The organism is Microcoleus sp. MOSTC5, from assembly GCF_036701825.1.
Taxonomy (GTDB): domain Bacteria; phylum Cyanobacteriota; class Cyanobacteriia; order Cyanobacteriales; family Microcoleaceae; genus Microcoleus; species Microcoleus asticus.
In genome coordinates this window covers 55,244-82,242 of record NZ_JAUBRK010000009.1, presented here as the reverse complement: position 1 = coordinate 82,242, position 26,999 = coordinate 55,244, and the positions used below count along the sequence as shown (strand labels likewise).

23 protein-coding genes are annotated in these 26,999 nt (G+C 46.4%); 10 read left to right on the top strand and 13 right to left on the bottom strand.

Annotation, left to right across the window (positions count from 1 at the left end; translation table 11 throughout):
• Positions 1-16: 16 nt before the first annotated feature.
• Together QUA54_RS06625 and QUA54_RS06620 are read left to right on the top strand one after the other, a co-directional pair.
• Positions 17-2,872 (top strand): diguanylate cyclase, encoded by a 2,856-nt coding sequence (locus tag QUA54_RS06625; protein WP_333413900.1) that lies wholly within the window; start codon positions 17-19, stop codon positions 2,870-2,872.
• 146 nt (positions 2,873-3,018) lie between these two features.
• Positions 3,019-3,600 (top strand): Uma2 family endonuclease, encoded by a 582-nt coding sequence (locus QUA54_RS06620; RefSeq protein ID WP_333413899.1) that lies wholly within the window; start codon positions 3,019-3,021, stop codon positions 3,598-3,600.
• A gap of 266 nt (positions 3,601-3,866) precedes the next feature.
• Here QUA54_RS06620 and QUA54_RS34405 read toward each other — a convergent pair whose 3' ends face one another.
• The gene (locus QUA54_RS34405; protein ID WP_445301533.1) at positions 3,867-4,025 is read right to left on the bottom strand and encodes a DUF6888 family protein; all 159 of its coding nucleotides are present in this window, start codon (positions 4,023-4,025) and stop codon (positions 3,867-3,869) included.
• 273 nt (positions 4,026-4,298) lie between these two features.
• Between QUA54_RS34405 and QUA54_RS06615 the strand changes: the two genes are divergently transcribed.
• The 3 genes from QUA54_RS06615 to QUA54_RS06605 all read left to right on the top strand — a co-directional run bounded on the left by QUA54_RS06615 (position 4,299) and on the right by QUA54_RS06605 (position 7,339).
• Positions 4,299-4,592 carry a hypothetical protein gene (locus QUA54_RS06615; protein WP_333024767.1) on the top strand — a complete coding sequence of 98 codons (294 nt, stop codon included), beginning with the start codon at positions 4,299-4,301 and terminating at the stop codon, positions 4,590-4,592.
• Complete coding sequence (locus QUA54_RS06610) at positions 4,579-5,742, top strand: DUF6745 domain-containing protein (RefSeq protein WP_333413898.1); 1,164 nt, start codon at positions 4,579-4,581, stop codon at positions 5,740-5,742. The genes QUA54_RS06615 and QUA54_RS06610 overlap by 14 nt, the downstream gene beginning before the upstream one ends.
• A 232-nt stretch (positions 5,743-5,974) precedes the next feature.
• Positions 5,975-7,339 carry a DUF6745 domain-containing protein gene (locus QUA54_RS06605; protein WP_333413897.1) on the top strand — a complete coding sequence of 455 codons (1,365 nt, stop codon included), beginning with the start codon at positions 5,975-5,977 and terminating at the stop codon, positions 7,337-7,339.
• Positions 7,340-7,937: 598 nt separating this feature from the next.
• Here the strand turns inward: QUA54_RS06605 and QUA54_RS06600 are convergent.
• From QUA54_RS06600 to QUA54_RS06585, 4 genes are all read right to left on the bottom strand, one after another.
• Complete coding sequence (locus tag QUA54_RS06600; protein WP_333199458.1) at positions 7,938-8,783, bottom strand: nitrate ABC transporter ATP-binding protein; 846 nt, start codon at positions 8,781-8,783, stop codon at positions 7,938-7,940.
• Positions 8,784-8,967: 184 nt separating this feature from the next.
• Positions 8,968-10,968 (bottom strand): nitrate ABC transporter ATP-binding protein, encoded by a 2,001-nt coding sequence (locus QUA54_RS06595; RefSeq protein WP_333413896.1) that lies wholly within the window; start codon positions 10,966-10,968, stop codon positions 8,968-8,970.
• A 285-nt stretch (positions 10,969-11,253) separates the two neighbouring features.
• Entirely contained in the window at positions 11,254-12,099 is an 846-nt protein-coding gene (ntrB, locus tag QUA54_RS06590) for a nitrate ABC transporter permease (RefSeq protein ID WP_333191107.1), read from the bottom strand.
• 189 nt (positions 12,100-12,288) lie between these two features.
• Positions 12,289-13,683: a CmpA/NrtA family ABC transporter substrate-binding protein gene (locus QUA54_RS06585; RefSeq protein WP_333413895.1), complete on the bottom strand. Its 1,395-nt coding sequence runs from the start codon at positions 13,681-13,683 to the stop codon at positions 12,289-12,291.
• A gap of 812 nt (positions 13,684-14,495) precedes the next feature.
• Here QUA54_RS06585 and QUA54_RS06580 point away from each other — a divergent pair.
• Positions 14,496-14,915: a hypothetical protein gene (locus QUA54_RS06580; protein WP_333413894.1), complete on the top strand. Its 420-nt coding sequence runs from the start codon at positions 14,496-14,498 to the stop codon at positions 14,913-14,915.
• Here QUA54_RS06580 and QUA54_RS06575 read toward each other — a convergent pair.
• Together QUA54_RS06575 and QUA54_RS06570 are read right to left on the bottom strand one after the other, a co-directional pair.
• Positions 14,883-15,176, bottom strand: a complete 294-nt coding sequence (locus QUA54_RS06575; protein ID WP_333413893.1) for a hypothetical protein — start codon at positions 15,174-15,176, stop codon at positions 14,883-14,885. The genes QUA54_RS06580 and QUA54_RS06575 overlap by 33 nt on opposite strands.
• On the bottom strand, positions 15,169-16,623 hold the full coding sequence (locus tag QUA54_RS06570; RefSeq protein ID WP_333413892.1) for a methyl-accepting chemotaxis protein: 1,455 nt from the start codon (positions 16,621-16,623) through the stop codon (positions 15,169-15,171). Before QUA54_RS06570 ends, QUA54_RS06575 begins: the two co-directional genes overlap by 8 nt.
• A 420-nt stretch (positions 16,624-17,043) precedes the next feature.
• On the opposite strand from QUA54_RS06570, the gene QUA54_RS06565 reads away from it, so the two are divergent.
• Positions 17,044-18,066 carry a cysteine peptidase family C39 domain-containing protein gene (locus tag QUA54_RS06565; RefSeq protein WP_333413891.1) on the top strand — a complete coding sequence of 341 codons (1,023 nt, stop codon included), beginning with the start codon at positions 17,044-17,046 and terminating at the stop codon, positions 18,064-18,066.
• Between the two features lie 132 nt (positions 18,067-18,198).
• Here the strand turns inward: QUA54_RS06565 and QUA54_RS06560 are convergent, their stop codons facing one another.
• The 3 genes from QUA54_RS06560 to QUA54_RS06550 form a co-directional block, all read right to left on the bottom strand.
• Positions 18,199-18,336, bottom strand: a complete 138-nt coding sequence (locus QUA54_RS06560; protein WP_333413890.1) for a glutathione S-transferase C-terminal domain-containing protein — start codon at positions 18,334-18,336, stop codon at positions 18,199-18,201.
• 76 nt (positions 18,337-18,412) lie between these two features.
• Positions 18,413-18,901 (bottom strand): hypothetical protein, encoded by a 489-nt coding sequence (locus tag QUA54_RS06555; protein ID WP_333413889.1) that lies wholly within the window; start codon positions 18,899-18,901, stop codon positions 18,413-18,415.
• Positions 18,902-19,071: 170 nt separating this feature from the next.
• On the bottom strand, positions 19,072-20,100 hold the full coding sequence (locus QUA54_RS06550; protein ID WP_333413888.1) for an isochorismatase: 1,029 nt from the start codon (positions 20,098-20,100) through the stop codon (positions 19,072-19,074).
• Positions 20,101-20,200: 100 nt separating this feature from the next.
• On the opposite strand from QUA54_RS06550, the gene QUA54_RS06545 reads away from it, so the two are divergent.
• Positions 20,201-20,932 carry a TVP38/TMEM64 family protein gene (locus QUA54_RS06545; protein WP_333413887.1) on the top strand — a complete coding sequence of 244 codons (732 nt, stop codon included), beginning with the start codon at positions 20,201-20,203 and terminating at the stop codon, positions 20,930-20,932.
• 16 nt (positions 20,933-20,948) lie between these two features.
• Positions 20,949-22,484 carry a mercuric reductase gene (locus QUA54_RS06540; RefSeq protein WP_333413886.1) on the top strand — a complete coding sequence of 512 codons (1,536 nt, stop codon included), beginning with the start codon at positions 20,949-20,951 and terminating at the stop codon, positions 22,482-22,484.
• A 326-nt stretch (positions 22,485-22,810) separates the two neighbouring features.
• On the opposite strand, the gene QUA54_RS06535 is transcribed toward QUA54_RS06540, so the two are convergent.
• The 3 genes from QUA54_RS06535 to QUA54_RS06525 all read right to left on the bottom strand — a co-directional run bounded on the left by QUA54_RS06535 (position 22,811) and on the right by QUA54_RS06525 (position 25,576).
• Positions 22,811-23,188 (bottom strand): hypothetical protein, encoded by a 378-nt coding sequence (locus tag QUA54_RS06535; RefSeq protein WP_333413885.1) that lies wholly within the window; start codon positions 23,186-23,188, stop codon positions 22,811-22,813.
• 64 nt (positions 23,189-23,252) lie between these two features.
• A complete protein-coding gene (locus QUA54_RS06530) occupies positions 23,253-23,504 on the bottom strand; it encodes a hypothetical protein (protein ID WP_333413884.1) in 252 nt (83 codons plus the stop codon).
• Between the two features lie 182 nt (positions 23,505-23,686).
• Positions 23,687-25,576, bottom strand: coding sequence for a histidine phosphatase family protein (locus tag QUA54_RS06525; protein ID WP_333413883.1), 1,890 nt, complete (start codon positions 25,574-25,576; stop codon positions 23,687-23,689).
• Positions 25,577-26,120: 544 nt separating this feature from the next.
• On the opposite strand from QUA54_RS06525, the gene QUA54_RS06520 reads away from it, so the two are divergent.
• On the top strand, positions 26,121-26,372 hold the full coding sequence (locus QUA54_RS06520; protein ID WP_333413882.1) for a hypothetical protein: 252 nt from the start codon (positions 26,121-26,123) through the stop codon (positions 26,370-26,372).
• The last annotated feature ends 627 nt before the right edge of the window (positions 26,373-26,999 follow it).

The window sequence follows — 26,999 nt, the reverse complement described above, 5'->3', positions numbered from 1 at the left end:
GGTGACTCCCGAGTGGATGTGGTACCTGCCAAATTTTCAGGAAGATGTAGAGATACAAAATATTACACCCGCCGGCGCGGGAAGCAAAATAGTGATAATGAATCAGGATGCGAGTAGATTAGGTGTCAGCCGTCAGGGGAAAATAGAAGCAATGGAAATCCAACAACGGAGCAAGGATAAGACCGATCGCCAGCAACCGGACACGACCGATCGCCCAGGCAAAATTTCTACGGTAAAAGAACTAGATTCGTCGCTGCAAGAATGTTTAGATTTTAAGGGGGCGATCAACAGATCGGCACTTGCGGTGAGGACGAACGCGCGAGGAATTATCACCTACGTCAGCGATCGAGTTTGCTCAATGTCCAACTATTCGCGCGCAGAATTGATCGGCAGCCACTTTGGCATCCTCCATTGGGAATATAAGTCTTCGGAATTAATCAAAAATCTGCTGTCAACAGTTGCCAAAGGTGAAGTTTGGCAAGGAGACATTAAGAATAAAACCAAGAATGGAAGTGATTATTGGGTGTACGCAGCAGTAGTTCCGCTGTGGGGCTGCAAGGGAAAACCCTGTCAGTATTTGGCGCTCGGATTCGACATCACCGATCGCAAAGCCGTTGAAGCAGCCCAAGCCGAAGCAAACCGGGCAAAAGACGAATTTCTGGCGATCGCCTCCCACGAACTGCGATCGCCCCTGAGCGCGATTTTGGGATGGGTGCAGCTAGCTCGATCGCGCCATTTAAACGAAGCCACCACCAGCCGCGCTTTGGAAATCATCGAGCGCAACGCCAAATTACAAAACCGGCAAATAGACAATCTCCTCGACCTCTCGCGGCTGCTGCGGGGGAAAGTGTGCCTGAACATCGGCCGAGTTCACCTCCCGTCTATCATAGAATCTGCGCTCGGCACCCTCCGCCCCGCCGCCGATGCCAAAAACATCCGCGTAGAAACACATTTTGACCCCGCCGTCAGCTACGTTTTGGCAGATGCAGAACGCTTGCAGCAAGTAGTTTGGAACCTCCTTACCAACGCCATCAAATTCACCCCTGAATCGGCACGAAACCCAGTTCAAGTGCGGACCGAGCCTACTGCGTCGGGCGTCTTGATTCGCGTCAGCGACAGCGGTTGCGGGATCGATCCCAAATTTCTGCCACACATCTTTGACTACTTCCGCCCCGCAGAGAGCTTCCAGACCAAGGAACAGCACCGGCTTGGCCTGGGGCTCTCAATTGTGCGGCAGTTGGTGGAACTGCACGGGGGAAGTGTTTGGGCTTCGAGTCCCGGCCTCGGTCAGGGGGCGACCTTTGGGGTGCTGCTACCGATTGCCAAGAAAAATGCACCCGACGATCGCACTGCTGCGATCGCCCAAATGGAAAGCAGACCTGGATCGGTCTCCAAACCCCTAGCGGGAAAGCAAGTCCTGGTGGTGGAAAGCACCGCCGAGATCCGGCAATTTCTCAAAACTGGCCTCGAAGCATTTGGAGCCAAGGTAATAGCAGTGGGTAGCGCCGGCGAAGCGATGGCCGAGTTGCAACAGTCGCGGCCCGACGTGTTGGTGAGCGATATGACGGTTTCCGGAGCCGACGGCTGCGATTTGATCCGCCGCATCAGAGCAATGGAAATGTCCGAACACAGGGAACTGCTGCCGGCCGTGGCGCTGACGGCAGGCATCCAGGAAGAAGATTCGGCATCGGCGCTGGAGGCTGGGTTTCAGAGGCATTTGTCGAAGCCGGTGGAAGCGAATCAGTTGGTGAGCGCGATCGCCCAATTGGCAGGACTGACTGGATTCGGCTCCGGAGAGTGGGGTACGGGAAATAGCGGCGCGATCGCACCCCACACCCCGCTGCCGGAACATCACTGTTTTGACGACCAAAATAATGGCGAAGAATTAACACCAGACAGCAGAGAATTACCGCTGTTGCTGGTAGTAGAAGACAACGATTTTCTGCAGGCTTACCTCCAAACTTTATTAACTCCGTACTATAGAGTCGCCCTGGCGAGTGACGGGGTTGAAGGTTTAGAAAAAGCAAAAACTTTGCAGCCAAATTTGATTGTGAGCGACCAAATCATGCCCAGACAAAACGGACTGGATTTGCTCAAGGAGATTCGCAGTACGCCAGAATTGAAATCGACTCCGGTAATCTTTTTGACAGCGCGATCGGGGATGGAAGCTCGGATCGAAAGTTTGGATGCGGGTGCTGACGATTATATTGCAAAGCCTTTTGACGAGAGGGAATTGCTGGCGAGGGTGAGAAATTTGTTGCGCTCGCACTCAGCCGAACAGCAGTTGGCGGTTCTCAACCGTCAGTTGCAGCAGCAGAAACAGCAGTTGGAAACTGTGAATCGAGCCTTGCAGTATTTAGCAACTTACGACAGTTTGACTGAGGTAAGAAACCGCCACTCTTTTAATGAATACCTCGATACTGAATGGCGGCGTTTGGCGAGGGAAGAAGCACCGCTGTCTTTGATTATGTGCGACATCGATTATTTCAAACTTTACAACGACACTTACGGGCACCAAGCGGGGGATGAATGTTTGCGGCAAGTGGCGGCGGTTCTGCAGCGTTCGGTAAAGCGATCTGCCGATTTAGTAGCGCGTTACGGTGGAGAAGAATTTGTAGTAGTTTTGCCGAATACGGATATTCAAGGTGCTGCTTGCGTAGCTGAAATGATCGCACAACAGGTGCGGGGTTTGCAGATAGCTCACGCTAAGTCTGCAGTCAGCGAATACGTGACGCTGAGTTTGGGTGTAGCTTGCTGCATTCCGGCGCCGATGTCGCAGCCGGGGACGCTAATTGCGATCGCCGACGAGTCGCTTTATCGGGCGAAAGAATCAGGGCGCGATCGGGTTTCTGTTGCCTCATTTGAAGGATAATATAATAGTTAAATCAACTTGTATGGTGTGTCTGACATCGATCGTTTCGATTTAAACAGGTTTTTTGGATGTCGCGCACCATACCAATGTGGTTGTAAAATTGTGCGAATTTAAATTGCTATAAAATAGTTAAAAGATGTCGTGCCATGACAGCAACATTAGACAAGCCAAAAGACCAGCGCCTAATTCACTCCGGGATTGATTGGCAACAATTCAAGCTAATCGAGCAGGGGTTTTCAGACTCCCCCGGCATCCGACTTTTTTATTTCAAAAATCAGGTAGAAATCTTGGCAGTTTCGCCAGAACATGAAGTCTTCAGCGGTGTCATCGCCCTGTTGCTGGGTACGTATTTTGTAGAAAAAGAAATCGATTTTACTCCCACAGGAAGCTTTACCCAGGAAAAAGAAAGAAAAGCATCCGCACAAGCAGACCAATCTTACTTAATTGGCAGAGCATCCGGAGGCATTGCAGACCTCTCGATCGAAGTTGTATTTACTAGCGGCAACGAGAGCAAGTTGAATCGCTACCAAGCCTTGGGAGTTCCCGAAGCTTGGTTTTGGGAGGATGGAGTATTTGGCCTGTATCATTTGCGATCGCACGGTTATGAAAAAATTGACCAAAGCGAAGTTCTGCCCGGTTTAGACATCAACCTGCTGTCTCGCTGCTTGCTGATGGCTTCTAAGGTTGAAGCAGTTAAGGAATTTCGGCGCGGGATTTCTGCGGTTTAGAGGAAAAGTGGCTTGGGCGATCGCTCCCCCATTTATAAATATATTGTTAGGATACAATACTCACCTTTATATTCTTTCATTTGCTGGCGCCTAGCTGCCTCAATTTTAGGAGCAAAATCAGAATTTTCCACTTTTGCTACGATTGAATGCGAGCGCTTTTTCCGCCTGTCTAATTAGACTGGTCGTGCAGCTTTGTTCCGGCTATTTTTAAGGAAATAACGCTTCAATGCTGTATCGAAATTTGCAGTATAATCTACTTGGAGCATTTAAAAAAACTCCCCATTAGGAGAAATTTTAACCTCAATCTCTTCCTGCGACCCAACCAATACAAATAAGTTGTAGGTTCTCTCGTCAACAAAGATGATGTGAATAGGTTGCAATGCCAAATAGGTCAAGTAATAACTGCTTCGATAAATTAACCACAATATTTGTAGGGGCGGCTTTCACCAACAATCTTTCATTCACATCGACAATATCTATCAAGCCACCCTCACCCAGGCAACTCGAAACTCGCCTCTATTATCGCATTTCTGTTTGCGATCGCACTTTCACGCTCGAACATAACGTCTGTCAGTGCAGCAAAGAGTTATTGAACTTGGTTTGTGGCTCTTGACACCAGTGTATTACGAATGTAGTATAGAGTTGCGGTAGAAAAGCTCGATCGATAGACACCAGCAAACAAAATTTAGAAAAAACCTATGCAACCCATCCGACAAGGCGACGTAATTCTCACCCCCGTACCCCAAATCCAAGGAGAAAAAAAACCTCACCTGACTCTCGCCGAAGGTGAAGTCACCGGACATTCTCACCAGATTATTGAGGGACAAGCTGAACTTTACGAAAAAGACGGCACTCTGTACTTGCGGGTGCTTTCGCCGACAGCTTTATTGAGTCACGAAGAACACCATGCGATCGCAATTCCCGAAGGTAATTGGATGGTGCGAATTCAGCGGGAATATGAGCCGCAAGGTTGGCGGTATGTCGCAGACTAAAGTTAAAAAACTCACGCCAGAACAAGCAGCTTTGATTCCAGTTTATCGCGAAAAGTGGAGAGCGATCGCGCTTTCCACTGGGCCGATAAATCGCTCGCAAGCTGCGGAAACAATTAAATCGGCTTACAGTGCGATCGGCAAAAAAGCACCGGAAATCATTTTTGTCGATCGCCCCTACGAAGCTGCCGATATAATCGTCAGTCAATTTGACAATTCCAGCAGCGAACTCCGGAGCCAATTCGAGACAAAACTGCGCAGCCAGCTAGAAAAACAACTGCGGGGTTATTTGCGGAGCCAACTAGAAAGCGAACTGCAAAGCCAACTGCAAACTCAACTGGAAGCTCGACTTTATACTCAACTGCAAACGCAAATGTGGGAGGCGCACCGGAATTATTTAGCTGGCTTCATAGCAAGCCAATTGCCACCGGAAGAGGTGTTCAATGAGCCGAGTCGAGACTTTTACTGGCAAAGATTAGGAAGAGAACTATTCAGTAATTGCATTCAACCAGTATTGTGGGCTGCTTATGGCAGTTTGTTGGATTTTTGCATTTCCGTTCTAAATTTACCTCATTCCTACGCCAGAAATTGGATAGTTTTTCAATCGATTGTCCGGGATTGCGGCTTGATTTATCCCTATGACAAAGTTTGCATTGTCTGCTCCAAGCCGATCGCACTTTCTGCCGACAGCAACCACCGCTTGCACGCCGAAGGAACACCAGCGGTACAATTTGCCGACGGTGTTTCGATTTACGCCTATCACGGCGTGATTTTGCCCGAATGGTACGGTAGGCTGCACCCGCACGAGTGGCAGTCTAAGTGGGTGTTGAAGGAACAGAATGCAGAAGTTCGGCGTGCGTTAATTCAGGGAATTACTTACGATCGCATTTGTCAAGAATTAGCGGTGACAGAATTAGATAGTTGGCAGGAATACACTCTATTAAGCATCGAGTTTGACGATGATTTTGATCGGGAGGGTAATGCAAAGCCTGTTTATTTGTTAAAAATGACTTGTCCAAGTACGGGATTTATTCACGCTTTGCGAGTGCCGCCTGATGTGCGATCCTCTTCGAGGGCTTCGCTAACGGCTCTTGAGGCAATTCGCTGCGTAAATTGGGGAATCGATCCAGAGGATTTTTTCGTGCAAACTTAAAGATTTTCGATCGCCCTGATAGCCCGCCTGGGGTTTAAACCCCAGGCTCAAAGCTCAAGTCAGTTAAAACTGACTGTTAAGATCGTAACGCTGCATGAATAGACAACAAATATTGTACGCGATCGCGATCTAACCATTTAATTTCAGTCGGTTTCAACCGACTTAAGCTGTGAGGCAGGGGTTTAAACCCCTGCCGGACTGAAATTTTACCAAAATGGAGTCAGAATTTATTATGCCAGAACCACAAGCAAACCAACCAATTAATTTCAGTAGCTTTGCCGATTGGTGCAAGCACAAAGATAGTCTTTCAGCATCGGCAAGGCATACAGTTGAGATGCTGTTAAAACAGGCTGGCACTTGTGATTGCAATGAAGCCAATCGGATACTATCAAATAGGACTACGCTGCATCTGGAAAACCATCAAATATCAGATATAACACCCTTGAAATATCTGACTAAATTGGAATGGCTGCATCTGGAAGACAATCAAATATCAGACATAACACCCCTGAAATCTCTGACTAATTTGGTCGATTTGTGGCTGGAAAACAATCCAATATCCAAGCTAACTTCCCTGCAATCCCAGTGGGAAGTTATCGCCCGTTCTACAGATCGAATCGATCGCACCCGTGCCGCAGCAGCGATCGAATTTGCCTGTGCAGCCGTCGGTGAGACAAGTATTAACGTTATTATTTGCGGTAGCCCTCATGCAGCCATAGCACAGTTAAAAAAACAGCAACATCTCACTCAGGAAACTGATTTTATCGATCTACTTCAGAAAAAGCTAAAATATGAGTGCTTAATCACATATAGGAATGGTGATTATGAATTAGGGAGATGGGAGGGACAGCTAGAACAAGAATTGGGAGGAGATTTTTCAAACTACAGGAACCGCTCAAGACCTATTATTCCGCCATACTTGTTGGGTACAATCTGCGTGGCAGAACTTTGTGTTTCTACATTCGGAACTATTTTCAAACCTGGGGCACAGAAAGCCTTAGAATGCTTTCAGCAGCTTTTAACAGAATGCGGCTGGATTTTTGCGTTTTATGATGTTTGCTACGTGTGCGATCGCCCAACCAAACTCTGCCTCGACAGCGAACATCGCCTCCACGCAGAAGGAGAATCGGCAATTGAATTTTCCGACGGCTACAAACTCTACTCATATCACGGAGTAACACTGCCCGAAGCATACGGACAAATTCACCCCGATCGCTGGCAAGCGACTTGGCTTTTAGAGGAAGACAATGCGGAAGTTCGGCGAGTGTTAATTCAGGGAATTGGCTACGCGAAAATTTGCTCTGAATTACAGGCAACAGAATTAGATTGCTGGAAAGAATATACGCTGCTAAGAATTGATGCTGATATTGATGGCTTCGATCCTAATGACTTAGACCCTACTTTTTTCGATCCTGTTTATTTCGATGGCGATGGTAATCCTCCTGAAAAAGAACCTATTTATTTGTTAAAAATGACCTGTCCGAGCACGGGATTCATTCACGTTTTGCGAGTGCCGCCTGATGTGCGATCGGCTAAAGAAGCAATTCGCTGGGTAAATTGGGATATTGACCCAGAGGATTTTTCCGTGCAAACCTGAGTAATACAAATTTAAAAAAGTGTTGCTACAATCATCAGTCTTATACCAATTGTTAAAAGTCACAGAGCCCCGCGCCGGACTTAGGATCGGCCGTTTCCCTACCCGAGCGTCTGTACTTCACTCAACTGAAAACCGCTATTTTGACAAAAACCTTAATTCATCAAACAGTAATAACATCCCCGCATTGTGCCAGTTCAAAGGGTGGAATGCACAAACCCTCGATCGCCCAAAAACGGTTAATAACATGAAGAAGAAGCCCACCCTCGATCCGAGGGTGGGCTCTGTTCATGCCAGCTTACCGACAGCTAGGCAATCGGGTCTCTTCGCTGGTAGACGTAAAAGCTCAGAAAAAGATCCGAACGTCCGAAAAAACTTATCGCCCACCATTAAGCTTCAGTTTACCCAACCGGATCGGGAAAATTGCGCCTGCAGCGCTGTTCCCCTGACATCGGGGAACACTGGGGCTTCAACTTTTCAATAGACTTCTGCAAAAAAGCGCGTCTTGGGCCGGCAGGATGCCCAACGCCTACTCCCCACCAGAATTAAAATTGTTCGATAAGTCTCATATTCTCCTGTTTAACTTTGATTTCTCAACCGATTAGGCATCGTGATCGTGTGCAAAGCGACGGAACAGGAAATCTAGGGCGTAGTTCCGCAAATTGTAGTATTCCGGATCTTCCATCATTTGAACCCGATCGCGCGGACGCGGAAAAGGAATTTCTAGAACCTCGCCAATTGTCGCCGACGGGCCGTTAGTCATCATCACCAGTCGATCGGCCAAAAACAGCGCTTCATCAATATCGTGAGTAATCATCAACACCGTACAGCGGTGATCGTTCCAGATTTTCAGCAACTCTTCTTGCAATTCCTCCTTAGTAATTGCGTCCAGAGCACCAAAAGGTTCGTCTAAAATCAGCACTTTCGGGCGAATTGCCAAGGCGCGGGCGATCGAAACCCGCTGCTTCATCCCCCCCGAAATTTGCGGCGGTCTTTTCTCAGCAGCTTCTGTCAATCCCACCATCGCCAAATGCTCTTTGACGATCGCATTTTTTTCGACCTTCGACTTATTCGGAAATACAGCATTAACCGCAAGGTAAACATTTTCAAACACCGTCCGCCAAGGCAGCAAAGCGTAACCCTGGAACACCACCATGCGATCGGGGCCCGGCTTCGTAATCGGCTGCCCGTTAATCGACACGGTGCCCTGGCTGGGATGGCTAAAACCCGACACCATATTTAACAGTGTTGATTTGCCGCAGCCCGAGTGTCCGATCAGAGTAATAAACTCTCCCTCAGCTACATTCAGATTGACGTTTTCTAAAGCCCTGTAACCGTTTGGATATTCTTTGTAAACATTGTCCATCACCAAAAAAGGTTGGCGGCGGCCTTTTCCCCGCTGGATTTGAGTTTTGGTGTTCGTCTCGTTTTTAGTGGTGTTGAGCATGGATTTAGGAAATTGTGAGTGGGTGATTCGCAAAGAAAGAAGGAAGTTCGGCAACGAGCAATGTACGGGATTTAACGGATGTAACGGAGGTCATGAAGAGGGAATTGCTCACTAGCAATTAACAGCTAAAAACCAACAACTAACAATTAGCAATTCCCCTGTTTTTATCCAACTAAAAACTGCTCTAAGCAGCTCTGCGGCCGGAATCGAGTACAACTTCCGCCATCGTGAAATCGCGTTTAATCGCCAGATTGTTGAGATAGCCGATCGGATCGTCAGCATTAAACACCGAGCCGTCAAACAAGCTGAGAGAACCGCGAGTGTAATTAATATCAGCCATCCCCAGCTCTCGCGCCGCCGTGCTGAACGCACCGACTCGCACCACCCGTTCCAGAATTTCCACCCAGTTGCGCGGGAACACAGTATCGCCCCAGCGCGCCATCTGCACCATGTGCCAGAGTTGTTCGGTGCGGCTTGGGCGATTAACCCCCTCTCCAGAAAACAAGTGGTGGGCGTATTCCCGCATCGGAGTATCGAGGTTGCAAGCAAAAGAGTTGGGGTCGCCGAGTTGGATGTAATTCTTGTCGGTGGCGACGTACTCCCTTCCCGCGACAATTTCCGAAACCTCCGCGGCGTGATTTGGATCGGCGCAATAGTTGCAAGCTTCCAGCAAAGCTTTGACTAGAGCAATGTGAGTGTTGGGATAAGCATTTGCCCAGTCTTCCCGAACGCCGAGAATTTTCCCGGGGTGTCCGGGCCACAGTTCCAAATCTGTCGCCACCGTAAAGCCGACTCCTTCCATCGAGGCCCGCAAGTTCCAAGGTTCGCCGACGCAGAAACCGTCAATAGTGCCGCCCTGCAAGTCAACAATCATCTGAGCCGGTGGGATATTTTTCAGCAACACATCGCGATCCGGGTCAATGCCGCCGGAAGCCAGCCAGTAACGCAGCAACAGGTTGTGCATCGAAGAAGGGTGCACGATCGCCATACGGTGCGTTTGCGCGGGCGTTCTCTGGAGCATTTTTTTAAAGTCTGCCAGAGTGTAGATCCCTTGGTCGTAAAAGCGCCTCGCGAGGGTAATTCCGTTGCCATTGCGGCTCATGGTGAGGGCTGTAACCGTCGGAATCGGCTTCTCTTGGTGGCCCCCCAAGCTCAACCACAGCGCCATTCCAGAGGGCATTTGAGCTGCGTCTAAGTAACCTGCTGCGATGCCGTCTACGATGCCGCGCCAGCTTGTTTCCCGCACGAGGTGGACTTCATCGAGGCCGTGCTTGGCAAAAAAGCCTTTTTCTTTAGCGACAGCGAGGGGAGCGCAGGCTGCGAGGGGGACGAAGCCGAGTTCGAGGTTGACTTTTTCTAGGCCGTGACGGGCGATCGCGGGTACTTTCCGCGCCCGCAGTTTTTTGACGCGCTTCTGCTGGTTGAGGAAGTAAATCATTTCGCTACGTAGAGCGTAGTAGCTGGGGTGTGAGACTACTTCCATCCGTTTGCGGGGGCGGGGGATGTCTACTTCGAGAATCCCGCCAATCTTCGATTCTGGGCCGTTGGTGAGCATGACGATGCGATCGCTCAGCAACACCGCCTCATCCACATCGTGCGTTACCATCAGGGCGCTGATTTCGTACTCTTGGCAAATTTCCATCAACTTTTCTTGCAAGTTGCCGCGAGTCAAAGCATCCAAAGCGCCGAAGGGTTCGTCTAAGAGTAACAGTTTGGGGCGCAGGGCCAGAGCACGGGCGATCGCCACGCGCTGTTTTTGTCCGCCCGACAGCAGTGCAGGTTGCTTCTCGGCGTGAGCCGTCAAGCCCACCATATCGATGTGTTTTTGAATGATTTCGAGGCGTTCCGCCTTGGGTAAGCCGCTCATCACCGAATCTACAGCTAGAGTAATGTTTTCTCTGACCGTCCGCCAAGGTAGCAGGGAATAGTTTTGGAATACTACCATGCGATCGGGGCCTGGCTGGGTGATTCTTTGCCCTTCAATTGTCACCAATCCGGCTGTCGGCAAATCCAAACCTGCCACCATATTGAGCAGCGTAGATTTGCCACAGCCCGAGTGTCCAATTAATGAGATAAATTCGCCTTTTTTAATTTCCAGATCGATGCCTTTGAGGGCTATGTATGTGCCACCGTCTGATAAGTTAAAAACTTTTTCGACTTGTTCTACTGCAATCAAAACAGACATGATTTTCTTGCCTTTTTTGTAGGTTTGTTATTTTGCTAGATCTTGATTGTTGACTGTTGACTGTTCGCTGTTCGCTGTTGATATATAACAGCTCATAGCTAATACATTCCTGGAGGCATAAAACTTGTCTTTAAACTAACCAAAATACTTTATTGAATCCTTCAAGAATAGTTTAAAAAATTGGTTTCTGAGCCTCGGAGTTCGTAATTCCTGTAACAGTCACCCGTCAACCGTCAGCAGTCAACAGTCAACAGTCAACAGTCAACCGTTAACCCATCGAATTAGCTACTTTCCTTGAGGGGGAGCAATCTTTTGCTGCAACCAAGCCATCATGCGATCGAGCAACAAACCAACAGCCCCAATGTAGAACACCGCTAACAGAATTTCGCTGATGTAGTTTTGCTGGTAAGCATTCCAAATAAAGAAGCCGATACCCGTAATCCCCGACATCACAATTTCTGCCGCAATAATCGCCAGCCAAGCCAAACCGATCGCAATTCTCAATCCTGTGAAGATATAAGGAAGCGCCGACGGAAACAAAATATTCATGTAATATTCCTGACGAGAAAGTTGCAGCACTTTCGCCACGTTGTTATAGTCGTCGGGAATTTGGCGAACACCTTCAGCCGTGTTGATTAAAATCGGCCAAACTGAAGTGATAAAAATCACGAACAAAGCAGCAGGTTCGTTTTGTTGCAGTGCAGCCAGGGCAATGGGCACCCAAGCCAAAGGCGCCACCATCCGCAAAAACTGGAAAATCGGATCTAAAGCCTTGTTCAAGAAGGGATTCGTACCTACCAAAACACCCCCAGCAATTCCCACAGCAGCGGCTAGAGTGTAGCCTTTTGCCACCCGTTCCAAACTAGCCAAAGTTTGCCAAAACAAGCCGATCCCGTAGGTTTTGGAATTCATGAAAGGATACAGCAACAAAATCCGCGTCCGTTCGTCAGTCCAAACGCTGAGCGGCCCCGGCAGTTTTATCAGTCCCGTACTTGACAAGAATTGCCAAACCAACAGAAACCCCAAAACTCCTAAAATTGGCGGCAAGATATTTGGGGAATGCTTCTTCCAAAACTCGCCAAATGCTCCTTGGACAGCGACTCCGCCTCTCCGATTTGTGCTGACAGCCATCTTGATAATCTCCTATGTTTCTGCTGTTTTTTTCGAGAATAAATTAATGGTAGGGCGTGCATTGGTGTTAACAAACACGTTAAACCTTTAGTCCCTAGCGGACTGAGAGAAAGAGCGTTAATTTGACACCAATGCGGGGCAGTATCCACCCTACAATTCGAGACTAAATTATGCGAATCTAAGACCTCATCACACTTTTTTAATTGCTAAACTCTTGAGGTAAGCTTCTGGCTGAGCCGGATTAAATTCTGTACCGTCAAAGAACTTCTCAACGCCGCGAGACGTACTTTTCGGAATGTCAGCATCCGCAACTCCGGCTAATTTTGCTGCGGCTTTCCACAAATCTTCGCGGTTGACTTTATCGATAATTGTCTTAGAATCTGCCAAGGTTGTTGTCGGCAGGAAACCCCAGCGAACGCTTTCGGTTAAAAACCACAAATCGTGACTCTTGTAGGGATAAGAAACGTTGCCGAGGTCGTCTTTCCAGTACAGCGGACTCATCTTGAAATCGTCGATCTCTGGTTGGCCGTCACCCATGAGGTACTTGCCCTGGTAGGGAGGTGTCAAAACTGCCGGAGCTACGTCAAAGTAGTTTCTGCCAGAAGTAATGGCTACTAATTCTGGGCGATTTTCTGGTTTGTCGCACCACTGCTGCGCTTCTATCAGTCCTGCTAGCAGGGCTTCTGTGGCCTTGGGGTGTTTGTCTACCCAGTCGCCACGAATAGCGAGATATTCCTCTGGGTGGTCTTTCCAGATTTGGCCAGTCAGGGCGGACATGAAGCCGATGTCCTCTGTGACGATTCGCAAGGGCCAGGGGTCGCCGGTACTGAAACCGTCCATGCTGCCGGTTTTCATGTTGGCTACGGTTTGCGCTGACGGTACTGTTAGCAACTCGGCTTCTGTGTCGGGATCGATGCCGTTAGCTGCTAGCCAGTAGCGAATCCAAAAGTCTTGGTTGGCTTTGGGGAAGGTGTAGGCTGCTTTGAAGGGCGTGCCTGCTTTTTTGAGGCCTTTCATGTAGTCTTGGGCCGCTTGGTCTAGTTTGAGCCCGATGCCTTTGCCTCGGTGTTTGGCTGCGATCGCAATTCCATTTCCCTGAGTGTTCAACTGGGCTAGAACATACATCGGGATTTGGACGCTGTTTTTGGTAATCAACCCTTTACTAATTTGATAAGGCATGGGCATTTGCCACTGGCCGCCGTCTATACCGCCGCCTGCAGATCCGATTTCTACGTTATCTCTTGCCGAACCCCAGTTGGCTTGCTTGGCAATCGTGACTTCGGTCATGCCGTATTTGGCAAAAAAGCCTTTTTCTTGGGCAATGATTAAAGGTGCTGCTTCGACGATCGGGATATATCCCAATGTGATTTTAGTGCTTTCAATTCCTTCGACTCTTTTCTCGTTGGCAACAGCCACTACTGAGGTAGCTGCGGGTATCGCGCCGTCAGCACCGGCAGTTGCACCGGGTTCTGGGGGATTTCCCAAACAACCTTTGAGCAGTATTGAACCCAGGGCAGATGCACCTGCTGTAACGATAAATTTACGCCGAGAAAGCGCAGAAAATTCATCTGAAAATCTTGTCATAGCCTAGCCTCGCTGCAATTCATAATCTTCTGTAACAACATTCACTGAAGGTTATCAAGGCGCTTTTCTTCTGTTCGCTAATTGGGTTGAGCGAACTGTTTTGAGCGCAGGTTGGCAGGAGGGAGCCAAAGATTTATCGCTAGTATAAGTCTTTAAACTATCCCTGCTGATTTGACTTGTTTGATTAATATCGATATTTCGATCGGCCGAGTTGTGTGAACTCACTTTTTGCGAGCCGCACGTTTTCTTGACTTGGTTATTAACTCTACCGTACTCTTGCGGAAATTATAAAACAATTATTAAATTTGATTGATAAGTAAATCTTTTAGGATGACGCTATCGATAACGAACCGTTGTGAAGGGCGATCGGGTTTGCTTATCAAAACTGGTTCAAACTAAGACTTGTAGGGTAAGGGTTGTAGCGAATGGCGATCGGGGGGCATTCAAATCTATTGTCAATAAGCGGCCAACATCTGAGCCACCGCACATTTACTTTGTTAATATATGTCTACTTTTTTAAGGTGGCGGTTAATTGTATTTTAAAATACAGAAATAATTAATGTTTTACGGTATTGCGGTTTTCGGTTTAATGGGTAGTGGTAGGGTGAGTAATACCAATTTTTCCTGAGGCTGCATAGAATTAGAGCCCCCAGCCCCCTAACAAAGGGGGATCAAGAATTCTTTCGTCCCCTTTGGTTGGGGCGATTGAGGGGGATAGGGAGATGTGCAACTTCACATTAAATTGGTATAAGACGGCAAATAACTTTTTTTTCCAATATAGTTACCACCTAACCCACCCTAAAAATTAATTTATGAATTTGACAAAAGGTGCAGCAATAAGACTAACAATTCTCTTTGTTTGTCTCGGAATAGGTGGTGCTTATTCATGGTCAATCATGTTAAATCCGGCTTCTTTAGAACAAGCTGAAGCACAAGCTAAATTATTAGAGCAAATCTATGTAAATGGCAATTATATTGAAGCATTCCTCTGGTTTTCCTTTGGTATGGGTTTCGCTCTTAATGCCGGGAAAACCTCAGGAAAAATCAGAAATCATCGCCTCATTACTACCCTAATTTTTTTCTTGTTTGGTGGCTCAGATATTGTCGAAGTACAAACCGGCGCGTGGTGGAGTCCTTGGTGGTTATTTGTTTGGAAAGCTTCTTGTGTTGTATCTATGGTGATCTTGTTTTGGGTTTATTTACGCGATCGCCCCCTTGCTAATAAACCATAAATAACTGGTTCCCTGGAAGAGCCAGGGAACCGATGTCCAGAGTCCGAGCCTCGCTCTTCTAGCAGGAAAATCGGAGGCAGATTCCGGATCTGTGTTACCAGGCAATCCGATCGCTCTGGCTTTCGCGATGCCATCGCCTGTGATCGTTTTGACTTCGATGCCGGAGGTTTGACAAGCTGGGAGGGCTGCCCGATCAATTGATGACTCAATGCTATCAATTGTTAGTCTGCTAGTCCCAAAAACTGAGCGCCATTTAGACAATTGAATTTAGATTTTGGGCTGCATCGTTCAATTGTTGAGTGCCTAATTTGGTTTGAGTAATACCACTAGCGGTTTCTTTTGCCGATAGATTGAGGCTGTTCATAGCATCGACTACTTGTTGAATGGCAACTGCCTGTTGTTGGGCAGTTAGAGAAATTTGTTGATTGTTCAATACCACATTGTTAACAGCCTTTGCCACTTCCGAGAAAGCTGCTGCCGTTTCTTGACTAATTTTGGTTCCTTCTTCTACTGTTTTAGTTCCTTCCATTGTCACCGTTACGGTGGAATCGATCGCATTCTTGATATCAGCGACCAGGTTGTTAATCTTCTCGGCAGATTTCTTACTTTGATCTGCTAGTTTGCGGATTTCTGTGGCTATGACAGTAAAACCTTTGGCGTTTTCGCCCGCCCGCACCGCTTCTACTGAGGCATTCAGTGCCAGCATATTTGTTTGATTGGCTAAATCTGTGACAGCACTAGAGATATTGCCAATCAGATTGGTTTGTTCGCTCAATTGCAGAATTTGTGACGCTATCGCCCCGACATTTTCTTTCAATATTGCCATCGATTCCAGGGTTTGCTCCACTGCTACTGCTCCCCTTTCAGTGATCTTTAAAGCTTGCCGTGCAGATTCAGCACCAGCTTGGGCTTGCTGAGCTGATTGTTGGGAAGCAGCGCCCAACTCATCCATTGTGATGGTAGTTTGATTTACAGAGCTAGATTGCTGCGTGGCTGTGCGTTCCTGCTGTTCAACTGTGGCAGCAATCTCTGTGGAAGAACTAACAATCATATTGACTGACTGATTCATTTTCTCTGCAATGCCTGAAGCAATCCACAGAGCGATCGCAATTGCCGTAAGTGCAGCTAAAGCAGTGCTTAAAATCACCACTGTACTCAGGAACTGCAAAGCTTGAATCTGTTTTTTTTCTTGATCGGTTAAAATACTTTCCTCGGTGCTTTGAAACTCCTTAGCTATAGCATCAACCTGACGAAGCTTTGGTACAACTTGGCTTTTCCATAAATTAAGTCCATCGTCTTGCTTACCTCGATCGACCAAAGAAAAGGCTTGTTTATAGCCTTTGTCTATCTGATCTTGTAAGACATTCATTTCATCTAGCCGCTGGCGCTGCTGTGGATTTTGAACCCGCTTGAGTAAATCCTGATAGAAGTAGTCAAAGCTGTTTACCGCTTCATTGTATTCAGTTAAGAAAGAACTATCTTTTGCCAAAAAATACCCGCGAGCAGATTTTTGCATACCTGCAAATCCTAGCTGTTGCTCTTTCAAATCTATAACAACAGCATGAGAATTATTTAGCATTTTTCCTTTTTTTTCTACTTCTTTAGCATTTAAAAAAACCAAAGTAGCTGCTCCAACTGAAAGCAAAATCGGTATGGAATATCCCCACAGGATACGCTCTCTTAATTTTGGGGCTTTGAAGTTAATCATCTTAAATTTTTCCTATATTTAAAAAACAAACAACTTAATCGCCTCCAAAGCAAGGGGAACTGCATATCCGAGTAGCCTGCGGTTTCTCAGCTTTAAGTTGGCAAACATGGCAAGAGATCCTGTTGGGTTAGGTAGCGGAACTATCTGATTCTCAACCATTGACTCAGACTCATCAAGAAAAACCTGAAAAAACTTAATATCGAGGAAGCTATGCAGGTCAAAGTCTTTAGGATTGATGGTTGTTTCGCCTGCTTCGATTTTGGATAAATCCTGTTTATTCGATTGTAGCAGGAAATTCAGGAACCAAACCCAAACATCGTCAAATTCTCTCCCCCACTTTTCCTTTCTCTTACTATTGAGTGGGGTTCAAGTGGATCGCATAAATGTTACAACCTAGTTAAGCAACAAAATTTTGAGTTCATGGAAATAGTAGTGACGCTGGTGCTGGGTTCGGTGCTGTTTGTCTGGGGAATGCGGTTCGGACGGGTGTTAGTTCGATCGGGAGTGACGGCTAATGATTTGTTTAAGGGCAGAAATTCGATCGCCCTGCTGTTTTTGGGTTTTTATATTGCTTTGCTGCTACTGGCTCTAAATATGCCTCAAATGCCTGTTTTGCCGATCGAGTGGCGGTTTCACGGGATGCGAGTTACTTGGACTTTGCTACGAGTGATGCTGATGGGAATCTGCGGTATTGGCTTTACTGTAAGCTGGCAGACGGCGCGATCGCAAGTAATAGCAGTAATTTTAATTTGCTTGTTGGGATTGGGAGGATTTACCAGCGCTGAAGCCTATTTTCTGGCGCCAATTTACGCTGATTTAATAGATAATTTGCGGCCAAACGGTGTGTTTCGGCAAACATCTAACAGCAGTTGCGCGCCGGCGGCGCTAGCAACAGTGTTAAGGCGTTGGGGAATGGATGCGACGGAATCGAGTGTCGCTAGGGAGGCCGGCACCAGTCGCTTGGGAACTTCGATGCCACAGATAATTGTGGCAGCAAGAGCTTTGGGTGTTAATGCGATCGAACTAACGCCGACTTGGGAGCAAATTCAGCAAATTAATCGCCCCGGAGTGCTAGCAGTTTGGCTGTTTGACGGCCCTCGGAAGTTACCGCACGCGGTGGCTTTGCTGGGAATGAATGACAGTGTAGCTGCCATTGGAGATCCGGCGCGCGGCAGGATTTTCTATTTAGATAGGGCAACTTTTGCTCAGATTTGGCGAGAGGAATACGTGCCTATTTTTCGTTCGGCCGATATCTTGTTAAGTGACAAACAAGCTATTGATTATTTGAGTAAATTAGGATATAATAGCGGCGATCTTAAAGCAGATATCGAGCGCTTTCAAACTGATAAAAAATTAAAAGTCAGCGGCAATTTAGACCGGATGACTGAGTTAATGTTGAGCGGCAGTTTTTTGGAAGGAGTCCCCAGATTGGATGGCAAATAGTTAGGGAAAATCATCAACGGCAGAGGCGTTCTTGACGCAGAGGGAAGAGAATCTCTGAGGTTTTTGTCAAACAATAGTTGAGCCATTCGTTGATAGCGATCGCCCCAGCAGACGATCGGCGATCGCACCTTCCTAGCGCGATCGCATGAAATTACCAATGTAACCGCAAGCAGTTGCATCTAATGTGGCGCGTGGAGCTCCCATAAAAAACGGTTTATTTGCCAGAAAGTCCGAGAACACTTGGAAATCAGCGTAGATAATCGGACTCATTTTTTCATGACTATAACAACCGATATCCTACATTTTCATCCTATATTTTTACGGTCGAACGCAGCTTTGCCACGCCTCACCGTTTTTGACAATTGGGAACAGTTGAATCGCTCATTTTAGGCTCAGACAGCTTAACTTCCCATCCATTTGAATTCCACCAATTAACTCGCTGATTCGGCTGAATCCAGAAGTTTAGTTTCGCAATTTTGCCATCCTCAAATCTGAGTGTAGGAAAGGTAGGATAACTGGTATCATCGGTTTCGCGATAAGTGCGTCCCATGTAATTTATGCAGGTCGTTAATCCCTCAGCAATTCCCAATTCTTCCACTCCAGTTCCCTTCAATTTCGCATCATCGTAGCTGAAAGAACCGTTGAATGAATTGCCTGCTAACCTGCCTTTGGTAACAGTGACGGTGAAATCGTAGGTGACGGGAACTGCGTAGGCTTGGGTTGCAGTTACAACTGTGCTCAGAAGAGTCGTGGCGATCGCCACCGATAGTTTTGAAATTGCTCGCACGCTCGCATCCCGAAAAAGAACAACACTATAAATTTCGATTTCAATCATCGGGAAACTCCTTAACTACGCTTCTGTCGTAAGTGATTTACCGGCTATGATATCATAAGTAATGAGTTAAATGCGATCGCAGCAGACTGCCAAGGCAACAAAACTTACCACCTATAGTTAATAATGTATACTTTTTTGGTACTGCAAACCCCCACAGAAAACGCTAGTTTTTAATCGCCCAGAATTAACTGAGTAGATTTAACCACATTCATTCCCGCCGCAGCAAATCTTTGAAAAGCTGCATCTGCTTCTTCTGTAAAATCAACAACACCCGGAACAACCACAGGCGAAGTGCAATCTTCCAGCAAATAAACCTTGTTTGCCAAATTCGGATCTCGCCCTAAAATTTCAGTCAGCAAATCATCAATCGTCCAAGCAACGCAGTGACTTTTCGCTTGTCCCGCAATAATTACCGCATCAAAACCTAGCAACTTATCAATAAAAGAAGCATTTTTTTGAGCAATAGAACTGCCATCCGGCCCGTCTAATACTTCAGGCCGCAAAACCGAATAGTTTTCAGTTAAGGGATTGCCGCCTTTAATCTCAAAAAGTGCTTGGCTGTTGCGGGCGATGCCGTGAAAAAATATTGCTTCTTCCACAGCGGAAACCAGGGCGTGTCCGACGCCGCCCAGCATTGAGTGATAGGGCCAAATTGTCAGGGGATATTTGCCCTCGTCGCTGAGTTTCTGCACGTAGTGGAGTGCGTGTTTTTGCAGTGCCGAATAGTTACCGTTGGCGATGCTTTGGGCGACGGCGGGATTGACTTTCCAGATGCCTTGCTGCACGTCTTCTAAAGTAATTGATGTGGCGGCTGGGAGGGGGTGTTCGCCTGCTTCATTTATCCAAAAGATTGGATGAAAAATTTGCATGGCGGTGTGGGTGTCCATTGTCGGCGCAATGGTTGTAATTGCATTTAAATTGCTGTAGATAAATTCGCACAGCCGCAGGTTGTCATCGACAGCACCGCTACCGGAACGCCCGCCCACAAATAGTTCAAATTCGGGCAAGCAAAAGGTATTTTGGGCGTCGATTATCAGCAAACAAATGCGGTTTTTGTCGTTGGCGGCGGGCTGGATGCTGTATTTTTTCGCCCATTCTTTAGCTTCAGCGGCGCGTTCTCGGTAGGGAACTCGCCAGACTTGGCCTACTTTTTTGGTGTCGAAATAGTCGGGGGTTGGGAGTTGGGTTTTTGCTGTCATGGCTGATTTATTTTGGGGTGAGTTATCGGATTTGAGAGTTTAGATTTGATATTTTAGATTGAAGAGTAGTATAATGCTGAGAGCTATTTGCGGGTGAGTCATGCCAATCAAACAAATTCAAGATTTTGCTAGGGTAAGTTTTAAACGAATATTATTGCTTTTTTCCCTCGCAACTTTATTTGGTATTTTAATTCTAGCAACTAGGTCTTTTTATGTTCAAGAATTTTTAAGAAATGTCTTAATGCAGATCGAGCATTTAGGTGCTTGGGGCCCAGTAGCTTTTATTGTCACCTACAACCTAGCTACTGTACTATTTATACCTGGTTCTGTGTTGACTCTTGGAGGCGGGGTGATTTTTGGTCTGTGGTGGGGCTCGGTTTATGTGTTTGTCGCGGCAAGTTTAGGTGCTACGTTTGCTTTTCTGATCGGGCGATACTTGTCGCGCGATCGCGTGGTAAAATATATGGAAACTTATCCCAAGTTTAAAGCTTTCGATCGCGCAGTTTCTCAACAAGGATTTAAAATAGTTTTTTTGACTCGTCTCTGTCCTTTATTTCCTTTCAATTTATTGAATTACACTCTGGGAATTACTCAGGTTTCTTTAAAAGATTACGTGTTAGGTTTTTCGGGCATGATACCGGGAACTGTTATGTACGTTTACTCAGGTTCTTTGGTGGGAAATATTGCAGCGATATCTACGCTAAATCTGCCTGAAAATCCGCAAGCAGAAGCAGCAAAATGGTTGATTAATATCATCAGTTTTACGGCCGCTGTCGCCGTCACTTTCTCGCTCTCTCGTATTGCTCGCAAGGCTTTAGATGAAACTATTTAATTAGGAAAATTTGTTAATGTCGCAGTCAAAAGTCGATCGCGTAACAGTCCCCCCGATGGACGAACACAACCAAAAATTAGTCTCCTATTTGCATCCGTCAGATTGGGTAAATCCGCAGCCCGCTAGCAGTTATAATTTAGTAGTAATTGGAGCCGGCCCCGCCGGATTAATTGTGGCTGCGGGTGCCGCAGGTTTGGGCGCAAAAGTTGCTTTAATTGAAAAACATTTAATGGGCGGCGACTGTTTGAATGTTGGTTGCGTGCCGTCAAAAGCTTTAATTCGATCGTCCCGCACTGTCGGCGATATCTGGAATGCCAGTAAGTTTGGCGTTCATGTTTCTAACGGTGCAGAAGTAGATTTTGCCGCTGTGATGGAACGGATGCGCCGCATCAGGGCGGGAATCAGCGATGTTGATTCTGTTCAACGCTACCAGCACAAATTAGGAGTAGATGTTTTCTTAGGTTCCGGTCGTTTTATTAGCAATAATACAATCGAAGTTGCAGGTCAAACTCTCCGCTTTAAAAAAGCAGTAATCGCCACCGGTGCAAGGGCGCTACAACCGCAAATTCCCGGTTTACAAGAAGCTGGATATCTGACAAATGAAACTGTCTTTAACCTGACAGAAAGACCTCAGCGTTTGGCAGTAATTGGTGCAGGGCCGATCGGCTGCGAATTGGCTCAAGCCTTTCGGCGGCTGGGTTCGGAAGTTTTCTTGCTGCACAAAAATGCTCAGATTTTAGACAAAGAAGATGCGGATGCTGCTAAAATCGTGCAGCAGGCTTTTGTACGCGAAGAAATTCAACTAATACTAGAATCCCAAATAGAGCGCGTTGAGAAAACAAATGCAGGCAAAGTAATTTATTATAAATCCCAAGATCAGGAAGCATCGGTAACAGTAGATGAAATTATTGTGAGTACAGGGCGATCGCCCAACGTGGAAGGATTGAATTTGGAGGCGGTCGGGGTCGAATACGATACACAAACGGGCGTAATTGTCAACGACAATTTGCAAACTACTAATCCCCGCATTTATGCTGCCGGCGATATTTGCATGAAACATAAATTTACTCACGCTGCTGATTTTGCCGCGAGGATGGTGATTCAAAACACTCTATTTTTCGGACGCAAAAAGCTCAGCGCTTTGACGATACCTTGGTGTACTTATACTGACCCGGAGGTGGCCCGCGTCGGAATCGGCGAACACGAGGCTCAGGAAAAAGGAATTGATGTCGATACATTTTTAATTCCTTTCAGTCAAGTCGATCGGGCAATTATTGACGGTGAAGACGAGGGCTTTGTGAAAATTTACGTCAAGAAAGGCAGCGATAAAATATTAGGTGCAACTATTGTGGCGCGACACGCTGGGGATATGATCGGCGAGATTACTTTGGCAATGGTTAACAATATTGGTTTGGGAAAGATTGCTAGCACAATTCACCCGTATCCCACGCAAGCTGACGCGATTCGGAAAGCCGGGGATGCTTACAATCGCACTCGTTTGACTCCGCTTGTCAAGAATTTGTTTAATAAATGGCTGGCTTGGACGCGATAGATTGAACTGTATCGAATCAACCTTATTTCGTCTCACCCGCCCATACAGAATGTGCTGTCATCACCAGATAAAATTGGTGAAAAACAATGAACCGTAGGGGTGGGTTCACCAACCATCTATGGTGAACGTGAATAATCTCGTCTCGCCCGCCCCCACCCGATCGCAAATACAAATCTACCCTTAATTTATTGGATAAAATCTTGATCTAAAATCGGGCGGGTCGGGTTTATCAGATTGTTTGATTCGTGCTCGATATTTCGGCGAACCCGTCCCTACGCGGATTGCGGTTTTCGACATTCCCATTTACGTTTTTGTACATTGATTGACTAATCAATTAAATGCAATCTATTCTCATAACCCCGCATTATCTTCTGTAAGACGTGCCTTAACCTTTCAAAGTCAGCATCTTCTAAGGAGAAAGTAATTGCAACCTCATCACACTCTGGAAGAGTTATTGTATCGGAACCGAAACGAACAGTAAATTGATTGCGACTAAGAGTAACCCAATCGATGCCTGCATCTTCTGTCCAGTATTCATCGTCCAATTCTGCATAGATGTTTTTTCTGTTAGGAACAGTCTCTTCTTCAGACCCTTCTTGTCGTGTCAGGAGGAAATAATGTTCGCCCCCTTCCGCTTCAGAAAAACCCACATACAAATTGGCTTCAATAGCATCAAAGCTAGGAGCGAAAAATTCATGTTTCATAAAACATTCTACCTTTCAGTGTCCCTTGCTGAAACGTTAAAAAATCTTTGAACCAAAGAGTCCGTCAGGAGCGATCGCATTCATCAAGCGGCTTCAGGAGGCTTTTGAGTTCATCAACGGGAATATTCAGGTCTTTGGTAGTTGTTGCTGCTTTGGGGTCGGCTGGTTTCTCTGGTTCAACTTGTTCCACCTTTGGAGTGTTGGCATCTTTAGCTGGCTCTTGTTCTTGCTCCTGCGATCGCACTGGAGTCGTCCATACCACGGCAACACAAACGACTGCTGTCAGGATAATTGCTCGAATTTTATAACGTGACATTTGCTACATTCTCCCGATTTTGAGATATAACAAGTTCATTCCAGAACTAGGTTTTTAAATAGAAAATTTGATGTACTGTGGAGCGACTGAATCTGTAAATTGCTCCTGTCTTGAACTTGGAGCTGACAGAATTTTGGGAAATTCTGTCAGCTCCATTAATATCAACTGTGGGCGATCGCCACTTATGCTCCACCTGGGGATGCAGTAGCAGATACGACATTCAGGTTAGCAACTAACCCATAGGTTGATATGTACTCTTCTAACTCTGCTAAATCAACACTGCCATTTTTATCGGAGTCAAGAGTATTAAAAAGATAATCAGTGATGTAACTTCTGACTTCTTCAGAGCTACGTTCGCCTGTTGTCATATCTTCGATTAGGCCTAACAGCTCCATAATCTCAGTTCGTTCTAGCGACTTACTGCCATCCGTATCCAATTGCAGGAATAGCTTTTTGATATCTGCTGTTGCCACTCTCGAAGAACGCAGTGTTTCTCTCAATATGTCATTGCCAAATGAATTCATGAACAATATCTGTTCGATGAGTGGTATGCAGAAGAACCCCAGCGCTGCCCAAAAAATTGCATATTTTACGGCTTCGGGATTTGCAGTTGCACTAACTCCGATGAAAAGAGCCGCCCAAAGGAAAAAGTTTGGGTTCACAAGCAGGATATAAGCATCCCGAGCTTCTGCCTTGCTTAGCTTGCCCTTTGTCACTATTGAGGTTAATGTAGCTACTACGCGCATCGAGACAAATACCAAAGTTGCAATTGCCAATTGTTGCAGACAAGCTAGCGATCGCGCTGTATCTGTTGAGGAAAATATATCGCTGAGGAATGTTGCCGGAGTAAACTGAAACCCGGTTGCCAAAGCCATGAATGCGACAGCAAGCACACCGATAAATTTCCAGTTTTTACTGTGGTGGTTTGATTCCACCGGGGATTTGTCGCGCCAAAACTGGGCGATCGCACCCGGTATTGCCAGACCTAGAATTAGAATGACACCGAAAAAGATCAGGCTGTCAACGTTAATGGGTAAATTGGCAACCTTCAATGTAGCCAGAAGCGCCAGTGGAGCAACGATTGATAGGGTTCTTGACAAGAGAGCCGACGGATAAAGATTGCCGCCCCAAAGCACTGATAAAACTGGGGAAGTCAGGGCTGGCGGAACCATCCAAAACAGCACCCACAAAACTTTGTACAAATCAGCTTCGCTCTGATACAAAAGTCCAGAAAATATTAAAAATAGCCCAACTACCCATCGCACTGCCATCCACCCGTAAACTAGATACTTCACAGTTGAAGTTACTTTGCGTTTACTCGCGGCAAAGTCGATGTCCAGGTAGGTATAAAACGTTGAAGCGGCAAGACACACAACGACGATCGCTCGAAATAGGGCTGACGGAATCCCTCCTGCTGCGCCGCTGATTGCCCCTACCAAGCTTCCCACCAAAAAGGCGGCGGCATAGATCAAAATCGCCCACATAATTGAAAGATCGTTGATCTCTTTACGCAGGGAAGCAGCACCGCCGGATTCCTTGTCTCGAAACTTGACGAGATCCACGCCGCTGAGAGCTTTACCGTTGGGGAGTTTCAGGTGTTTATAAGCAGTAGGCGGTAGACCGCTTAAATAAAGTGCTAGAGGCTCCAACACATATTGGTGGCACACTACTAGAACTGTTTCACCGCGCTCCAAGTGCGGTACAATTTTGTCTTCGTAGAAACGGGCAGCGCGAGAATAAACTTGGGCAATCTTTTCGCCAGCCGGGGGTGCTTCATTATGTGAATGCAACATTTCCTCGAACCCTTCGTAGCCCAGGGCTAAACGCAGCAAATTCAGGTTGCGGCCGGCAAAAATGCCAAAGGATTTTTCGCTAATTCGATGGTCTATCTCAACCGGGGTATTTGGCGACTTTAGTGCTTGACTTTCAGCAAGAGCGATTTCACAGGTTTGCCTAGCGCGTCTCATGTGGGAGACATATACTGCGTCAAACTTTGTACCTTTTTTCTTCAGGTCAACACCTGCACGGCGTGCCTGCAATCGGCCAAATGATGTCAGGTCAACATCCAGCACTCCTGCAAAAATGTTGCGTTCGTTACTGGTACTTTCACCGTGCCGAATAAAGTAGACACGTCCTAGCTCTTCTGCATTGAATTCTTTTGGTGAATCGGCAGAAGTAGCTGTGGTTACACCCTGGGATTTACCTGTAACTTCGATCGATCCATTGTCGCTACTTTCTACCTAGTCATCTAAATCTCTAGTATTCATGATTTATTTTCACTAAGCCTTAAACAGGATTTAGATTGTCTAACGTTGAAATTTCAGACTTTCAAGTCAAACGAGTTAACGACCACAAGCACTCTACCACGCAACCACGGTCATAGACCGTGCCGGTCATAATACTTTGCACGATCGAAGACCGTGCTTTTTGTCCAGCAAAATTTCTGGTAAAATCACCCGAAGTAAAAAAAATCCAAGTAGTCCACTTTCTCGCGCTTTACCTGAAAAGAGAGAGCTATGCTAAAGATTAAATGTACTCGGGTTGATATCAAAGTTTTTCATGATTACAATAGTGCGGGCTGTTTTGAATTCCTAGTCTGAAACCCGTAATTTTCAGTTGAGCGATCGTCGTGCGATCGTTAGCGCCACCCTCCTAATGTTCGCCCTGCAACCCTTCTTCTACAGTGGATTATCAAAAACTGTCGGAAGTGTTGCGATCGGCGATTTCGTGAAAGCCCATTCCCGCGTGCGACTGAATACTAGATATTTTCTCGTACTCACCAAACTAAAATTTGATAGAAAGCTTGTAAAAATTCCTCAAAAAAAACTGTTTGTTCTCGAAGTATTACGCAGATTTTTTGGGGTTTAAAACAGCAAAATCGGACTCGATCGCGACAAATCCTAGGACTCATAAACAAGATTTAGATTCTCTTGTGACTTTAAAGTTTGAGAGATTTAACTCTGAGCGGTTAATCACAAAAAACACTCTGCTGCGAAAGCACTTTCTTTGACCGTGGTGATTATAGTCTGACTTTAACCCTCGGAGCGTAGCAATACTAACTAATTGATGCAGGAGCGATCGCACAACTGACAACATGAAGAACACCCAAATCTTCACAGGATCTAAAACAAAATTTTAGAGAAAAAAGCCCAGCTCGCTCTTTCCCTCGCAAACCAAAAGATTCTTGAGATGGACAGCAGCTTAAGAGCGAGTTTAGGGGATCGATCGCCCATCTAAGCAATAACTTTTGTGAAAAACCCGCCCGACACTTCGATAAATATCAATTTTGCACCTGCATGAGAGCCAAAAAGATTATGCTAGAATCCATCAATACGTAGTCGTAGGTTGGGCACAGGCCGAGAAGAGCAATCTTCTTGCAGTCTAGGGGAGGTTGTAGGTCAGCCACCATTTGGGTCTTCCCAGTTGAAAGCCATCCTGCAACGGCAGCCTAGAATCTGCAACCGCTTTTCCAGTGCGGCAGAGCGGTTGGGAGTG

Bases quoted from the DNA above. Each gene is read 5' to 3' on its own strand.
- QUA54_RS06555 (WP_333413889.1), bottom strand. From the start codon at position 18,901: ATGATTGAAATCGAAATTTATAGTGTTGTTCTTTTTCGGGATGCGAGC.
- QUA54_RS06545 (WP_333413887.1), top strand. From the start codon at position 20,201: ATGCCAATCAAACAAATTCAAGATTTTGCTAGGGTAAGTTTTAAACGA.
- QUA54_RS06570 (WP_333413892.1), bottom strand. From the start codon at position 16,623: ATGATTAACTTCAAAGCCCCAAAATTAAGAGAGCGTATCCTGTGGGGA.
- ntrB (WP_333191107.1), bottom strand. From the start codon at position 12,099: ATGGCTGTCAGCACAAATCGGAGAGGCGGAGTCGCTGTCCAAGGAGCA.
- QUA54_RS06540 (WP_333413886.1), top strand. From the start codon at position 20,949: ATGTCGCAGTCAAAAGTCGATCGCGTAACAGTCCCCCCGATGGACGAA.
- QUA54_RS06550 (WP_333413888.1), bottom strand. From the start codon at position 20,100: ATGACAGCAAAAACCCAACTCCCAACCCCCGACTATTTCGACACCAAA.
- QUA54_RS06565 (WP_333413891.1), top strand. From the start codon at position 17,044: ATGGAAATAGTAGTGACGCTGGTGCTGGGTTCGGTGCTGTTTGTCTGG.
- QUA54_RS06595 (WP_333413896.1), bottom strand. From the start codon at position 10,968: ATGTCTGTTTTGATTGCAGTAGAACAAGTCGAAAAAGTTTTTAACTTA.
- QUA54_RS06625 (WP_333413900.1), top strand. From the start codon at position 17: ATGTGGTACCTGCCAAATTTTCAGGAAGATGTAGAGATACAAAATATT.
- QUA54_RS06605 (WP_333413897.1), top strand. From the start codon at position 5,975: ATGCCAGAACCACAAGCAAACCAACCAATTAATTTCAGTAGCTTTGCC.
- QUA54_RS06580 (WP_333413894.1), top strand. From the start codon at position 14,496: ATGAATTTGACAAAAGGTGCAGCAATAAGACTAACAATTCTCTTTGTT.
- QUA54_RS06615 (WP_333024767.1), top strand. From the start codon at position 4,299: ATGCAACCCATCCGACAAGGCGACGTAATTCTCACCCCCGTACCCCAA.
- QUA54_RS06535 (WP_333413885.1), bottom strand. From the start codon at position 23,188: ATGAAACATGAATTTTTCGCTCCTAGCTTTGATGCTATTGAAGCCAAT.
- QUA54_RS06620 (WP_333413899.1), top strand. From the start codon at position 3,019: ATGACAGCAACATTAGACAAGCCAAAAGACCAGCGCCTAATTCACTCC.
- QUA54_RS06585 (WP_333413895.1), bottom strand. From the start codon at position 13,683: ATGACAAGATTTTCAGATGAATTTTCTGCGCTTTCTCGGCGTAAATTT.
- QUA54_RS06600 (WP_333199458.1), bottom strand. From the start codon at position 8,783: ATGCTCAACACCACTAAAAACGAGACGAACACCAAAACTCAAATCCAG.
- QUA54_RS06560 (WP_333413890.1), bottom strand. From the start codon at position 18,336: ATGAGTCCGATTATCTACGCTGATTTCCAAGTGTTCTCGGACTTTCTG.
- QUA54_RS06530 (WP_333413884.1), bottom strand. From the start codon at position 23,504: ATGTCACGTTATAAAATTCGAGCAATTATCCTGACAGCAGTCGTTTGT.
- QUA54_RS06610 (WP_333413898.1), top strand. From the start codon at position 4,579: ATGTCGCAGACTAAAGTTAAAAAACTCACGCCAGAACAAGCAGCTTTG.